This window comes from Pseudoalteromonas sp. T1lg65 (assembly GCF_051930985.1).
GTDB lineage: Bacteria > Pseudomonadota > Gammaproteobacteria > Enterobacterales > Alteromonadaceae > Pseudoalteromonas.
In genome coordinates this window covers 1,832,076-1,846,383 of record NZ_CP196837.1, presented here as the reverse complement: position 1 = coordinate 1,846,383, position 14,308 = coordinate 1,832,076, and the positions used below count along the sequence as shown (strand labels likewise).

At 41.6% G+C, this 14,308-nt stretch carries 12 protein-coding genes; 5 read left to right on the top strand and 7 right to left on the bottom strand.

The features are described 5' to 3' along the window. Positions 1-2: 2 nt before the first annotated feature. The 7 genes from ACSLBF_RS07895 to gyrA form a co-directional block, all read right to left on the bottom strand. A complete protein-coding gene (locus ACSLBF_RS07895; RefSeq protein WP_440056058.1) occupies positions 3-266 on the bottom strand; it encodes a lipopolysaccharide assembly protein LapA domain-containing protein in 264 nt (87 codons plus the stop codon). Positions 267-282: 16 nt separating this feature from the next. Then, positions 283-573 carry an integration host factor subunit beta gene (gene ihfB / locus ACSLBF_RS07890; RefSeq protein ID WP_440056057.1) on the bottom strand — a complete coding sequence of 97 codons (291 nt, stop codon included), beginning with the start codon at positions 571-573 and terminating at the stop codon, positions 283-285. Between the two features lie 58 nt (positions 574-631). Further along, a complete protein-coding gene (gene rpsA, locus ACSLBF_RS07885) occupies positions 632-2,299 on the bottom strand; it encodes a 30S ribosomal protein S1 (RefSeq protein WP_440056056.1) in 1,668 nt (555 codons plus the stop codon). A 96-nt stretch (positions 2,300-2,395) separates the two neighbouring features. Then, the gene (cmk, locus tag ACSLBF_RS07880) at positions 2,396-3,112 is read right to left on the bottom strand and encodes a (d)CMP kinase (protein WP_440056055.1); all 717 of its coding nucleotides are present in this window, start codon (positions 3,110-3,112) and stop codon (positions 2,396-2,398) included. A 228-nt stretch (positions 3,113-3,340) separates the two neighbouring features. Then, positions 3,341-4,621 carry a 3-phosphoshikimate 1-carboxyvinyltransferase gene (gene aroA, locus ACSLBF_RS07875; RefSeq protein ID WP_440056054.1) on the bottom strand — a complete coding sequence of 427 codons (1,281 nt, stop codon included), beginning with the start codon at positions 4,619-4,621 and terminating at the stop codon, positions 3,341-3,343. After that, positions 4,621-5,703, bottom strand: coding sequence for a 3-phosphoserine/phosphohydroxythreonine transaminase (gene serC, locus ACSLBF_RS07870; RefSeq protein WP_440056053.1), 1,083 nt, complete (start codon positions 5,701-5,703; stop codon positions 4,621-4,623). Before serC ends, aroA begins: the two co-directional genes overlap by 1 nt. Before the next feature lie 187 nt (positions 5,704-5,890). Continuing rightward, positions 5,891-8,566, bottom strand: a complete 2,676-nt coding sequence (gene gyrA / locus ACSLBF_RS07865) for a DNA gyrase subunit A (protein ID WP_440056052.1) — start codon at positions 8,564-8,566, stop codon at positions 5,891-5,893. Positions 8,567-8,762: 196 nt separating this feature from the next. Between gyrA and ubiG the strand changes: the two genes are divergently transcribed. The 5 genes from ubiG (at position 8,763) to yfaE (ending at position 14,216) form a co-directional block, all read left to right on the top strand. Continuing rightward, complete coding sequence (gene ubiG, locus ACSLBF_RS07860; protein ID WP_440056051.1) at positions 8,763-9,473, top strand: bifunctional 2-polyprenyl-6-hydroxyphenol methylase/3-demethylubiquinol 3-O-methyltransferase UbiG; 711 nt, start codon at positions 8,763-8,765, stop codon at positions 9,471-9,473. Beyond that, positions 9,470-10,117 carry an HAD family hydrolase gene (locus ACSLBF_RS07855; RefSeq protein WP_440056050.1) on the top strand — a complete coding sequence of 216 codons (648 nt, stop codon included), beginning with the start codon at positions 9,470-9,472 and terminating at the stop codon, positions 10,115-10,117. The genes ubiG and ACSLBF_RS07855 overlap by 4 nt, the downstream gene beginning before the upstream one ends. A 357-nt stretch (positions 10,118-10,474) precedes the next feature. Continuing rightward, a complete protein-coding gene (gene nrdA, locus ACSLBF_RS07850) occupies positions 10,475-12,760 on the top strand; it encodes a class 1a ribonucleoside-diphosphate reductase subunit alpha (protein WP_440056049.1) in 2,286 nt (761 codons plus the stop codon). A gap of 53 nt (positions 12,761-12,813) precedes the next feature. Then, entirely contained in the window at positions 12,814-13,944 is a 1,131-nt protein-coding gene (gene nrdB / locus ACSLBF_RS07845) for a class Ia ribonucleoside-diphosphate reductase subunit beta (protein WP_440056048.1), read from the top strand. After that, positions 13,944-14,216 carry a class I ribonucleotide reductase maintenance protein YfaE gene (yfaE, locus tag ACSLBF_RS07840; protein ID WP_440056047.1) on the top strand — a complete coding sequence of 91 codons (273 nt, stop codon included), beginning with the start codon at positions 13,944-13,946 and terminating at the stop codon, positions 14,214-14,216. Before nrdB ends, yfaE begins: the two co-directional genes overlap by 1 nt. Positions 14,217-14,308 lie beyond the last annotated feature (92 nt).

The window sequence follows — 14,308 nt, the reverse complement described above, 5'->3', positions numbered from 1 at the left end:
TATTATTGTTCTGGCTGGCGAGTGAGCTTAGTGTTAGATTTTTTTAGGCGGTAGTTTTGCCATTTCAACTTGGAAAATATTGCCGCAGCACTAAGCAGCCCAATGACAACCCCTAATGCTAAGCATAAACTAAGTACAGTCGCTAGAGGAAGCTCTGTACTAGCTATAATAAAGTTAACATTTACAACTTGAGGATTCTGCGTCCCAATCACAAAAGCAATAATGATGGCAACAACAACTAATCCCTTTTTAAATACTGCAACCAAGTTGAGCCTCGTTAACTTATTTGTTGATACTTTCGTTTACTCTATCACGTAATTCTTTGCCCGGTTTGAAATGTGGCACGTACTTACCATCTAGCTCAACGGTGTCACCTGTCTTTGGATTACGACCGGTTCTTGGAGAGCGATAGTGAAGTGAGAAACTGCCAAAGCCACGGATTTCAATTCTTTCCGAATCTGATAACGAGCCTGCCATTTGCTCTAAAATCTCTTTTACTGCATTTTCAACATCTTTTACCGGGACGTGCGCATGTTGCAGAGCGAGTTGTTCTATCAATTCTGACTTGGTCATAGTGTTTCCTTAGTTATAAAAGGAAGGGCTATCGCCCTTCCAATTTAAGACTTATTGATTAGTCTTTTTGAGCATTTTTGAAAGCTGCAGCCATTGCATTTTCGAACTCTGGCTCGTCTTTCTTAAGCTTCTCTAGAGCTTCTTTTTCTTCAGCTTCGAACATAGCTTTAACAGATAGGCTTACTGTACGGTTCTTACGATCCACACCTACAAATTTAGCTTCGATTTCGTCGCCTTCAGAAACTGCGGCAGTCGCGTCTTCAACACGTTCTTGAGCAATGTCAGCTACACGGATGTAACCTTCAACGCCTTCGCCAAGATCGATAGTCGCGCCTTTCGCATCAACTTCAGTCACTTTACCTTTAACAATAGCACCTTTTTTGTTGGCGTCTAGGTAGTTAGTGAATGGATCAGCGTCGATTTGCTTAACACCTAGAGAGATGCGCTCACGCTCTGGATCCACTTGAAGTACGATAGCTGTGATCTCATCACCTTTCTTGTACTCACGTACCGCTTCTTCACCTGGAGTGTTCCAAGAGATATCAGATAGGTGTACAAGACCGTCGATACCACCGTCAAGACCGATGAAGATACCGAAGTCAGTGATAGACTTGATCTTACCAGTAACTTGATCGCCTTTGTTGTTAAGACGAGCAAACTCTTGCCATGGGTTAGCTTTACACTGCTTAAGACCTAGTGAAATACGACGACGCTCTTCGTCGATTTCAAGAACCATAACTTCAACTGTATCACCAAGTGAAACAACTTTTGAAGGATGGATATTCTTGTTAGTCCAATCCATTTCTGAAACGTGAACTAGACCTTCAACACCTTCTTCGATTTCAACGAAACAACCGTAGTCAGTTAGGTTAGTTACACGACCAGTTAGCTTAGCACCTTCTGGGTAACGACCAGCAATTGCAGCCCAAGGATCTTCACCAAGTTGCTTAAGACCTAGAGAAACACGAGTCTTCTCTTTGTCGAACTTAAGTACTTTAACGTTGATTTCGTCGCCTACATTCACGATCTCTGAAGGGTGCTTAACACGCTTCCAAGCCATATCTGTGATGTGTAGAAGACCGTCAACACCGCCTAGGTCTACGAATGCACCGTAGTCAGTAAGGTTCTTAACGATACCTTTAACTTCTTGACCTTCGATAAGGTTAGCTAGAAGCTCTTCACGCTCTTGTGAGTTTTCAGATTCGATAACTGCACGACGAGAAACAACGACGTTGTTGCGCTTCTGGTCAAGCTTGATAACTTTGAACTCAAGCTCTTTACCTTCAAGGTGAGCAGTGTCGCGAACTGGACGAACATCGACAAGTGAACCAGGTAGGAATGCACGGATTGAATCAACTTCAACTGTGAAACCGCCTTTAACTTTACCATTGATGATACCAACAACGGTTTCGCTTTCTTCACAAGCTTTTTCAAGACGGATCCATGCTTCGTGGCGCTTAGCTTTTTCACGAGAAAGGATAGTCTCACCGAAACCATCTTCAATTGCGTCAAGCGCTACGTCTACTTCGTCGCCTACTGCAACTTCTAGTTCACCAGCAGCATTTTTGAATTGCTCTGCAGGGATAGCACTTTCTGATTTCAAACCAGCATCAACAAGAACGATGTTGTTCTCGATTGAAATTACAGTGCCTTTTACGATAGAGCCTTGCTCTGCTTCAAAACCCTTTAGGCTTTCTTCAAATAACTGCGCAAAATTTTCTGACATACTAAATACGTCTCTATAAAGTTAATATACCAATTAGCAACCATGCTGCATGGGGTTGTTAAAAAAGCATCAGCATCCTGCCAATGAGATTAATGTTTATTTCGGTAAACAGCTTTTAGGCAGCTTACCAGCCACAATGGCGTCTTGTATTAGAGACATAACTCTATCGAATACCTGCTCAGCATTGTCATCGGTTGTATCAATGACTACTGCATCTTGTGCCGGCACCAAAGGAGCAACCTTGCGATTCATATCGCGATCATCGCGAGCTTTAATGTCTTCCAACAGACCACTTAGTGTAACATCATGACCTTTTTCATTCAACTCAACAAAGCGACGTCGAGCTCGCTCTTCGGCGCTTGCAGTCAAATAAATTTTCAGCTCTGCATTTGGAAACACGACTGTTCCCATATCTCTGCCATCTGCAATTAGACCTGCTTCACTTCTGAATGCACGCTGGCGTCTTAAAAGTGCTTCTCGTACACGCGGAAGCGCTGCAATTTTAGAAGCAGCGGCGCCGACTTCTTCATTTCTTATGGTGTTTGTAACATCTTCACCTTCAAGAATGATTTTGCTCTTTTTCGTATCTTTATCAATAATAAATTGCACATCAAGATTGGCTGCTAATGGCACTAGGCCATCTTCGTTATCAACAGCAATCTGATGATGAAGCGCTGCTAGTGATAAAACTCTATAAATTGCACCACTATCCAACACATCCCAATTTAAAGTTTCAGCTAACAAGCGACAAACAGTTCCCTTGCCTGAACCACTTGGGCCATCAACGGTGATAACTGGCATCATAGCCTGCATTTAGACCTCCTAAAAATGCTCACCAGAGTCAAACGGCGCATATTATACTCCAATTTGCTGAACATATCCTTATTTACCTAAGGTTTTTTGTTATAAGTCAAATTATTAAGTAAGCAAATATGTAGATTGGAAGAGACTAACAGATTAATAAATAGCACTTGTTTCGTGCTCTCATACCTTAATCGGGTTGCAACTTTAATTAGGAATGAGAGCACCATCGAGACCGAGTTATCTTTGACTTATGCTTTCAAGTACAGAGAAATAGGTAGGAAAAGTCTTTGCGGTACATTTCGGGTCATTAATTACCACTTCATAACCACCCACAGCCACCATCGAGAAACACATCGCTATTCGGTGGTCATTGTAAGTGTCTATTTCCGCGAAATTTATCTGTTTAGGTGGTGTGATTTCGATAAAATCATGACCTTCCACAACTTCAGCTCCTAATTTCTTAAGCTCAGTCGCCATCGCCGCAAGCCGATCGGTTTCCTTTACTCGCCAGTTGTAAATGTTACGTATAGCGGTTTTACCATCTGCAAACAAGGCAACAGTTGCTAATGTCATCGCAGCATCAGGTATGGCGTTTGCGTCAATATCTACGCCTTTCAAATGACCTTTTGTCACTACAATACGGTCATCATACCAATCAATTTTAGCACCAACCTGCTCCATAACATGTGCGAAGCCGATATCCCCTTGTACACTTTGTTTCCCTACTCCCTTAATCTCAACTTCGCCACCAGCTATTGCTGCAGCAGCTATGAAATACGAAGCAGACGAAGCATCTCCTTCGACCATTATTTCACCTGGTGATTGATAAGACTGGCCACCTTTCACGACAAAGCTTTGGTAATTATTATTCTCTACAGAGACGCCAAAGTGCTTCATCACTCCAATCGTGATATCAATGTAAGGCTTTGAAACTAAATTACCTTTTATCGTTATTTTGGTATCGCCTTGAAATAAAGGTGCAGCCATTAATAGCGCAGTTAAAAACTGGCTAGAAATACTTCCGTCAATCTCAACATCGCCGCCTTCCAATGGTTTACCGGTAATCTTGAGTGGTGGATAATCTGCACTCTTAAGGTACTGAATATCTGCACCTAAAGCAGTCATTGAATCCACCAAGTGACCGATTGGTCGTTCTTCCATCCGAGGCTCACCAATAAGTTCATATTCCCCGGAGATCGCTGCAAGTACAGCGGTAAGGGGACGGTAAGCTGTGCCGGCATTACCGAGGAACAAAGCTTCTTTGGGTTGCTTAAATCGAGCGCCATTACCATGGACAAACGCCACTGTGTTATTAAGCTCAAGGTCAACATCTATACCTAAGTGAGAAAGTGCACCGAGCATATGTCTAATATCATCACTATCAAGCAAATTCGTCACTTTAGTGGTACCGTCGCACAGTGCCGCTAGTAGTAGTATTCTATTGGATAAGCTTTTTGATCCAGGCAACGTGACTGAACCATTGATCCGTTTAATAGGGTATAGTTTTAATTGCTCCATCAACTATTCTCCTGAGCAAACTTATCCATAAATGAAACCAATGCGTTGATGCCTTCTATTGGCATTGCATTATAAATACTTGCTCTCATACCACCGACAAAGCGGTGCCCTTCTAATGCAACTAGACCATTTTGCTCTGCTTCTGTTAAAAACTTTTCATTAAGTGAATCGTCCTTTAGCCAGAATGGTACATTCATCAGTGAACGGCAGTGTTTAGCAACTTTATTTGAATAGAAATTAGAGCCATCAATGTAGTTGTAAAGAATATCTGCTTTATTCTTGTTGTGTGCTTCCATTGCCTTAACACCACCAATACTCTCTAGATACTTGAATACTTCAAATGCTAAATACCAAGCAAATGTTGGCGGAGTGTTGTACATGCTTTGCTGTTGCGCAGCTATTGCATAATCGAGTATCGCAGGACGAGGAAGCCCTTTTCTTTCAAGTAAGGATTTTCGCACAATTGCGATGCTTAATCCGGATGGACCTATATTTTTTTGCGCCCCAGCATATATAAGATCAAAGTCATCAACATTTATCTCTCTAGATAGAATATTTGACGACATGTCAGCGACGATAGGAGCTGAAGGATGTTTAGGCACATCAAAAATTTCAATTCCATCAATGGTTTCATTAGGGCAATAGTGAATGTAAGAGGCATTCTCTGGTATTTGCCATTGCTCTACAGGCAAAATATCAAATTGACCGTCTTGGTCTGCACGAATATTTACTGCGTGGGTTTGTGTGAATTTCTCCGCTTCTTTGGTTGCTCCGACAGACCAAATACCATTTTCAATATAAACACCGGGAGCATCATCTTGATGTAAATTTAACGGAACTGCCGAGAAATGACCTCGGCCGCCCCCATGCATAAAGAGTACTTCGAAGTCATCAGAAATATTCATAAGCCGACGCAAACTTGCTTCACACTGTGCAGCCATTTCTAAATAAGGCTTGGAGCGGTGGCTAATTTCCATAACCGAAACCCCTAAACCTTGCCAATCTAAAAACTCTTGCTGTGCTTTTTTCATTACTTCTACAGGGAGCATGGCTGGACCAGCGCAAAAGTTATATACCGTCATATTTTCCTCATTCCACTTATTGATGACTTTTATGCGCTTTAATTTACCAGTGTTAAGCAACCGGTGGTAGTAGCTGAAGTTGAAAAAAGCTAATTTAAAAAAGGATTTTTAATAGCTATTAACTTCTTGGTGAAATATATATATGAAAAAAGCGACACATGGTCGCTTTTTTATAGTTTGCCTAATACTATTCTTCAGTATCTGAGGCTTCAGCATTTGGTGAATCTTCACCTTGTTCTTCTTGTATTTCACCTTCAAGTAGCGGATCGACTTCAATTTCTTCAATCCGTTGTAGGCCAACAACTTCCTCACCTTCAAGTGTTCTGATTAAGATAACACCTTGAGTGTTACGACCCACAGTTGATACTTCTTTAACTCGTGTCCTAACTAAAGTACCACGATTAGAAATTAACATTATCTCGTCGTTTTCATCTACCTGAACGGCGCCAACTACTGAACCATTTCTCTCGGTAACTTTAATTGATACAACACCTTGAGTCGCACGGCTCTTAGCTGGATATTCATCCAACGGCGTTCGCTTACCATAGCCGTTTTCCGTAACTGTTAGGATAGCTCCGTCACCTTGAGGAACAATCAACGATACCACTTTCACATCGTCTGGCATCTTAATACCACGTACACCTGTCGCTGTACGGCCCATTGGGCGCAATGCTAGAAGTTCTTCACCAGTTTCTGGATCACGTTTAACTTCACCAGTTTCAGAGTCGCGTTGTTTTTCATTAAAACGAACCACTTTTCCGTGTTCAGTGAACAACATGATATCGTTCTCACCGTTGGTGATGTTAGCACCGATTAAGCTATCACCATCATTCAAGTTAATCGCGATGATACCGCTTGCTCGTTGACGACTGTATGCTGTTAGTGGAGTTTTCTTCACGATACCACTAGCTGTTGCCATAACGATAAACTTGTCTTCTTCATATTCACGTACTGGCAAAATTGTCGTAATGCGTTCATCTGCTTCAAGCGGTAGCAGATTTACGATTGGTTTGCCACGAGCTGCTCGTGATGCTAGTGGTAGCTGGTACACTTTCAGCCAATACAAACGCCCAGAGGTCGAGAAACAAAGGATAGTATCATGTGTGTTGGCAACGAGTAGCCGCTCAATGAAATCTTCGTCCTTCATTTTTGTAGCTGAACGTCCCTTACCACCACGACGCTGAGCTTCATAATCAGACAGAGGCTGGTACTTAACGTAACCTTCATGAGAAAGCGTCACAACGACATCTTCTTCGTTAATCAAATCTTCTAAGCTGATATCATGTGCTGCCGCAGTGATTTCAGTACGACGCTCATCGCCATACGTTTCTTTAATCTCAACCAGTTCATCACGGATAACTTCCATTAAACGTTCTGGATGTTCAAGAATGTATAGCAGCTCTGCGATTAACTCGAGTAACTCTTTATATTCGCCAAGGATCTTTTCGTGTTCTAGACCAGTTAACTTGTGCAATCTCAAGTCTAGAATAGCCTGTGCTTGCTGCTCAGAAAGATAATACTGACCGTCACGAATACCTAGCCCTTCAGCCAACCAATCAGGGCGAGCAACGTTTTCTTCACCGGTACGCTCAAGCATTGTTTTGACGTTACCCAAATCCCATGAGCGAGATGTTAGCGCAACTTTTGCTTCAGCTGGGGTTGGAGATTTACGAATAAGTTCAATAATCGGGTCAATATTTGCCAGCGCGATCGCAAGGCCTTCGAGTGTATGTGCTCGGTCACGAGCTTTGCGAAGATCAAATACGGTTCTACGTGTCACTACTTCACGACGGTGAATAATGAACGCATCAAGCATTTCTTTTAAGTTGAAGCACTTAGGCTGATTGTTATCTAATGCCACCATGTTCATACCAAACACGGTTTGCAGCTGTGTTTGAGCATATAGGTTGTTCAATACAACCTCACCTACTTCACCACGCTTAATTTCAATAACAATCCGCATCCCGTCTTTATCTGACTCGTCACGTAATGCGCTAATACCTTCAACTTTTTTCTCTTTAACCAGCTCTGCTATTTTTTCAATTAAGCGAGCTTTGTTAACTTGGTACGGAATTTCATGAACGATAATGGTCTCTCTACCAGTTTTTTCGTCCACTTCAACATCAGCTTTGGCACGGATATAGATTTTACCACGACCGGTTTTGTAAGCCTGTTCAATTCCCTTTTTACCACTGATAATAGCAGCCGTGGGGAAATCAGGGCCTGGTATGTAGTCGATCAGTTCTTCGATGGTAATGTCAGGGTTTTGAATTACTGCCAAACAGCCGTTAATTACTTCAGTTAAGTTATGCGGCGGAATATTTGTCGCCATACCAACAGCAATACCCGATGAACCATTTACCAACAAACTTGGTACTTTAGTAGGTAATACGTCTGGAATTTGTTCGGTGCCATCGTAGTTAGGCACATAGTCAACGGTTTCTTTTTCTAAATCAGCTAGTAGCTCATGGGCTATTTTCGCCATCCGTACTTCGGTGTAACGCATTGCAGCTGCTGAATCACCATCAACAGAACCAAAGTTACCTTGGCCATCAACTAGCATGTACCGCAGTGAGAAAGGTTGCGCCATACGTACAATAGTATCGTATACAGCACTATCACCATGTGGGTGATATTTACCGATTACGTCACCAACAACACGCGCTGATTTCTTGTAAGGTTTATTCCAGTCGTTTCTTAACTCATTCATCGCGAAAAGTACGCGTCTGTGAACAGGTTTAAGACCATCGCGTACATCTGGTAATGCACGACCTACGATTACACTCATTGCATAATCAAGGTATGAATTTTTTAATTCATCTTCGATATTAACCGGTAGGATTTCATTGGCGAGATCAGACATATGACTTCACTTTCCTTCAGTGTCTTCCCCTTTTATGTCACACTAGCAATTAAAAAAGCTGTGTGCTCAAGCTTTAAGCTGGGGCTTGTTTATTATTAATTTCACCGAGCATGCTATCACACTTTTTACTGTTTTACAGGTGCTATTTTTTAGCAATGGCCTTTATAATGCGCTCAATTCAACGAGGAAGTTTTTTATGACCGAACATCAAAATGTAGACCCAAGCGAAATTGCTAAGTTTGAGGAAATAGCAGAGCGTTGGTGGGACAGAGAAGGTGAATTTAAACCGTTACATGACATTAATCCGTTACGCCTAGACTTTATCAATGATAAATCGCAAGGATTATTCTCTAAAAAAGTCTTAGATGTTGGCTGTGGTGGTGGCATTTTAACAGAGAGCATGGCTAAACTTGGCGCCGACGCCACTGGTATTGATATGGGACAAGAGCCATTGAATGTTGCAAAACTACATGCATTAGAAAGTGGTGTGACAGTGAACTACCTAAAAATACCTGCAGAAGAATTTGCGATGCAACACCCTCAAGCCTTTGATGTTGTTACTTGTATGGAAATGCTTGAACACGTTCCTGAACCTGAGTCGATTATACAATCGGTCGCCAAACTGGTTAAACCAGGCGGGCATGTATTCTTTTCGACTTTAAATAAAACAGTAAAAAGCTACATGCTAGCAATCGTAGCGGCGGAAAAAGTGCTAAAAATGGTGCCGGACGGCACTCACGATCATAGCAAATTTATTCGACCTTCTACTCTTATCAATTGGGCTGAAAAATACGATCTCAAAGTTAGGGCCTCTGCTGGCATCAATTACGATCCGTTTGGCAAAACCTTCAACTTATCTAAAGACGTTTCTGTTAACTACATTTTGCACTTTGAGAAACTAACATGATTGAAGCTGTTTTATTTGATTTAGATGGTACATTGCTCGACACCAGTGATGATTTAGGTGCTGCGTTAAACTACGTACTATCTAATCATGGTTTACCCGTTGTATCCAAAGCAGCATACAGTAGTGCCATATCAAATGGTGTTGCAGCATTACTGGACGTTGGCTTTGGTTCAAGGTTGGCTGAGTTTGATAAAGATAGCTTGCGGCAACAAGTGCTCAATTATTACGAGCAGAATTTATCAGTACATTCGCACGTATTCGAACTCGTAGAAGAAATGCTGTCATCCTTACGAGATAGAAAAATCAAATACGCCATAATGACCAACAAGCCAGCGTTTCTAACTTTGCCGTTATTAAAACGTATCTCCGCCCTGAGAGATATTGAGGTGGTAGTATGTGGCGACACGTTAAGTGTTGCTAAACCACACCCTGAACCTTTGCTGCTTTGTGCTCAACAACTTGAGGTTGCTCCTGAAGCCTGTATTTATGTTGGCGATGCAGAGCGCGATATCATTGCTGCAAAATCAGCAAAGATGACAAGTGCAGCTGCCATGTGGGGATTTATTCCTTCAAAACAGCAAGCTATCTCATGGCAAGCGGATCTGTATCTTACTAACCCAATGTCACTAATTTCGCATATATAGTATTATTTTTTAATAGCACTACTATATCTTGTGCTTTTGCTATAATAGACACAGATTTGTGTAGAAAAAAATCAGTCAGATATTTTTTTTAATTTTGCGAAAAATCTCATGGTTTAAGTTGATTTTTCGTCGAGTGTATTTAAGTGGATACTGAAAGGTGAGTAGATGCTCACATATTTAAATTATCCCAAACTTATCCACAATTCTGACTGATTTGCTCTCTTGCAAATTTGTACTAACCCCACTATCTTGTGATCCCAAGCCAAAAGGGCCCCATATATAGTGGTGGTTTGCTAATCATTTTTTTAACCGTGCGATATCTTGATGCGCATTCCTAAGGAATACAGGCACAATTATATGAACCAAAAGTTATCTGTATGCAAAAGAAACGGCCGTAAAGAGCCGTTAGATCTGGATAAAATCCACCGTGTAATTACATGGGCAGCGGAAGGACTTGAGAATGTTTCAGTATCTCAAGTAGAGCTGAAATCTCATATCCAGTTTTACGATGGTATTCGTACAGAGGATATCCATGAAACAATCATCAAAGCGGCCGCGGATCTGATTTCTAAAGACACGCCAGACTATCAGTATTTGGCAGCTCGCCTAGCCGTATTCCACCTTCGTAAAAAAGCATACGGAGAATTTGAACCACCACATCTATACGACCATGTTGTAAAACTTGTTGAAGGCAAACGGTACGATCAGCACCTACTTAGCGATTACAGCAAAGAAGAACTAAACGAGCTTAACGACTATCTTGACCATGGTAGAGACATGAACTTTAGCTATGCCGCAGTTAAACAACTTGAAGGCAAGTATTTAGTTCAAAACCGTGTTACCGGCGAGATTTATGAAAGCGCTCAGTTCCTATATATGTTGGTAGCGGCAAGTTTATTCGCAAACTACCCCAAAGAGACACGGTTAGATTACATCAAACGTTTTTACGATGCTGTTTCACTGTTTAAAATTTCTTTGCCAACGCCGATTATGGCTGGTGTACGTACCCCTACTCGACAATTTAGTTCGTGTGTTCTTATTGAATGTGCTGACAGCCTTGATTCAATCAACGCGACATCGTCGGCTATTGTTAAATACGTAAGTCAGCGCGCTGGTATTGGTATTAATGCCGGTAGGATCCGTGCTTTAGGCAGTCCAATTCGTAACGGCGAAGCCTATCACACAGGTTGTATTCCCTTTTATAAGCATTTCCAAACAGCGGTTAAAAGCTGCTCTCAAGGTGGTGTTAGAGGTGGTGCAGCAACCTTGTTTTACCCTTTATGGCACCTTGAAGTAGAGAACCTACTGGTTCTTAAAAACAACCGTGGTGTTGAAGAGAACCGTGTTCGCCATTTGGATTACGGTGTGCAATTCAACAAAACAATGTATAGCCGTCTAATCAAAGACGAATATATCACCCTATTCAGTCCGTCAGATGTTCCGGGTCTTTATGATGCGTTTTTCGAAGATCAAGAAAAGTTCGAGGAATTGTATGCTAAGTACGAACAAGATGAGTCTATTCGTAAAAAACGTATAAAGGCGATTGAGTTGTTCTCAATGTTTGCTCAGGAACGTGCAAGCACAGGTCGTATTTATCTACAAAACGTTGACCACTGTAATACGCACAGTCCATTTGACTCAAAAGTGGCTCCAATTCGTCAATCAAATCTATGCTTGGAAATTGCACTACCGACTAAGCCACTTAATAATGTAAACGACGAGGAAGGTGAAATCGCACTTTGTACGCTATCGGCTTTCAACTTGGGTGCGATCAACTCATTAGATGAACTGGAAGAACTTGCGGAACTCGCCGTACGTGCGCTTGATAACCTATTAGATTATCAAGATTATCCTGTACCCGCTGCATTCAATGCAACTATGGGTCGTAGAACCTTGGGTATTGGTGTGATTAATTTCGCTTACTATCTTGCTAAAAACGGAGTTAAGTATTCAGATGGCAGTGCTAATGGCTTAACTCATAAAACGTTTGAAGCTATCCAATACTACCTAATGAAAGCTTCTAACCAGCTAGCGAAAGAACGCGGTGCATGTCCTAAGTTCAATGAGACAACTTACTCTCAAGGTATTATGCCAATTGATACTTACAAGCGTGATTTGGATAAGGTCTGCGAAGAACCGTTACATCTTGATTGGGATGGGTTAAGAGAAAGTATCAAGCAACATGGTATGCGTAACTCAACGCTATCTGCCTTAATGCCTTCTGAAACGTCATCACAAATTTCAAATGCAACTAATGGCATTGAACCACCGCGTGGTCATATCAGTGTTAAAGCAAGTAAGGATGGTATCCTTAAGCAAGTTGTGCCTGAATATGAAAGACTAAAAGATGCCTATGAGTTACTTTGGGACATTCCATCAAATGACGGATACCTGACGCTAGTTGGTATTATGCAAAAGTTTGTCGACCAGACTATTTCTGCAAATACAAACTACGATCCGACTAAATTTGAAGGCGGTAAAGTGCCAATGAAGTTGTTACTTAAAGACTTACTAACGGCATATAAGTTAGGCGTTAAAACGCTCTATTATCACAATACACGCGACGGTGCAGCTGATGCGCAAGATGAGCTTAAACCTCAAGCCGAAGATGATGGATGTGAAGGCGGCGCTTGTAAAATCTAGTTTTATTACGCGGGTGAAACCACCCGCTTTTTTAGGTATTGAGTAACACAGTTATGGCATATTCTACGTTTAGCAGAAACCACAATAATCAACTACAAGAGCCGATGTTTTTCGGTCAGTCTGTTAATGTATCTCGCTTCGATCAACAAAAGTATCCCATTTTCGAAAAGCTTATAGAAAAGCAACTCTCGTTTTTTTGGCGGCCAGAAGAAGTTGATGTCAGCAAGGACCGCTTAGACTTCCAAGCGCTTCCAGAACATGAAAAGCACATATTCTTAAGTAATCTTAAGTACCAGACACTGCTTGATAGTGTTCAAGGTCGATCGCCAAACGTGGCGTTACTTCCGATCGTGTCTATTCCTGAGCTTGAAACGTGGATAGAAACTTGGGCGTTCAGTGAAACTATTCACAGCCGTTCATACACACATATTATTCGTAATGTGACGCAAAACCCAGAGCTCATTTTTGATGATATCGTGGGTAACGATAGAATTGTCGAACGAGCAGATGCGGTAACCAAGTACTACGATGAGCTAATTGAAAAAGTTAACCTGTACAATAAGTTAGGTGAAGGTAAACACGAAATTAACGGTGAAACCTACAACGTTAGCTTGTTCGAGCTCAAAAAACTGCTTTACCTATGTGTGATGTCAGTGAATATTCTTGAAGCTATTCGTTTTTATGTCAGCTTTGCTTGTTCATTTGCTTTTGCTGAACGCGAGCTCATGGAGGGTAATGCCAAGATCATCAAGCTCATTGCGCGCGATGAAGCCCTGCACCTATCCGGTACACAGCATATGCTAAACATTATGCAAGAAGGCAAAGATGACCCGGAAATGGCCATTGTAGCTGCACAATGTCGCGAAGAAGCTATTAAGATGTTTGTTGAGGCTGCACAACAAGAAAAAGAATGGGCTGAATACCTATTTAAAGATGGTTCGATGATAGGATTGAACAAAGACATTCTTTGTCAATATGTTGAATATATAACTAACATTCGTATGTCCGCTATCGGCTTACCTACCCAGTTTGAAACTAAGTCTAACCCGATTCCTTGGATTAATGCTTGGTTGGTTTCAGACAACGTACAAGTTGCGCCTCAAGAAGCTGAAATCAGTTCTTACCTTGTTGGACAAATTGATTCAGAGGTAGATGCTTCAGACTTTGGCGACTTTGATTTGTAATGGCTGAGAAGCCAAATTTTACCATCACTATCGAAAATATCACGGAGCCCCTAAATCATCGGGCTCCTTCTTGTTCAATCTTAGAAACATTAGAATCTGCCAAGGTAGAAGTTGCCTATCAATGCAGAGAAGGCTTTTGTGGCGCATGTCGCGCTAAACTATTGGACGGCGAAACACGTTATAATCAAGAGCCTTTAGCCTTCGTTAGAGATGGGGAAATATTGCTCTGCTGCAGTCAGCCTATTACCGATATCAAAATTGAGCTGCCCTAACACGGGTGGCCAATATTTTTGTCTGTCATTGCCGTCAAGATCTAACTATCACGACCTAAATCTAGCTATGGAATATCAACTGTAATAAATTC

What these genes read in the sequence shown, in the direction of transcription:
- nrdA (WP_440056049.1), top strand. Translation starts at nt 10,475, where the DNA reads ATGAACCAAAAGTTATCTGTATGCAAAAGAAACGGCCGTAAAGAGCCG.
- ubiG (WP_440056051.1), top strand. Translation starts at nt 8,763, where the DNA reads ATGACCGAACATCAAAATGTAGACCCAAGCGAAATTGCTAAGTTTGAG.
- aroA (WP_440056054.1), bottom strand. Translation starts at nt 4,621, where the DNA reads ATGGAGCAATTAAAACTATACCCTATTAAACGGATCAATGGTTCAGTC.
- serC (WP_440056053.1), bottom strand. Translation starts at nt 5,703, where the DNA reads ATGACGGTATATAACTTTTGCGCTGGTCCAGCCATGCTCCCTGTAGAA.
- nrdB (WP_440056048.1), top strand. Translation starts at nt 12,814, where the DNA reads ATGGCATATTCTACGTTTAGCAGAAACCACAATAATCAACTACAAGAG.
- ihfB (WP_440056057.1), bottom strand. Translation starts at nt 573, where the DNA reads ATGACCAAGTCAGAATTGATAGAACAACTCGCTCTGCAACATGCGCAC.
- rpsA (WP_440056056.1), bottom strand. Translation starts at nt 2,299, where the DNA reads ATGTCAGAAAATTTTGCGCAGTTATTTGAAGAAAGCCTAAAGGGTTTT.
- ACSLBF_RS07855 (WP_440056050.1), top strand. Translation starts at nt 9,470, where the DNA reads ATGATTGAAGCTGTTTTATTTGATTTAGATGGTACATTGCTCGACACC.
- gyrA (WP_440056052.1), bottom strand. Translation starts at nt 8,566, where the DNA reads ATGTCTGATCTCGCCAATGAAATCCTACCGGTTAATATCGAAGATGAA.
- cmk (WP_440056055.1), bottom strand. Translation starts at nt 3,112, where the DNA reads ATGCAGGCTATGATGCCAGTTATCACCGTTGATGGCCCAAGTGGTTCA.
- yfaE (WP_440056047.1), top strand. Translation starts at nt 13,944, where the DNA reads ATGGCTGAGAAGCCAAATTTTACCATCACTATCGAAAATATCACGGAG.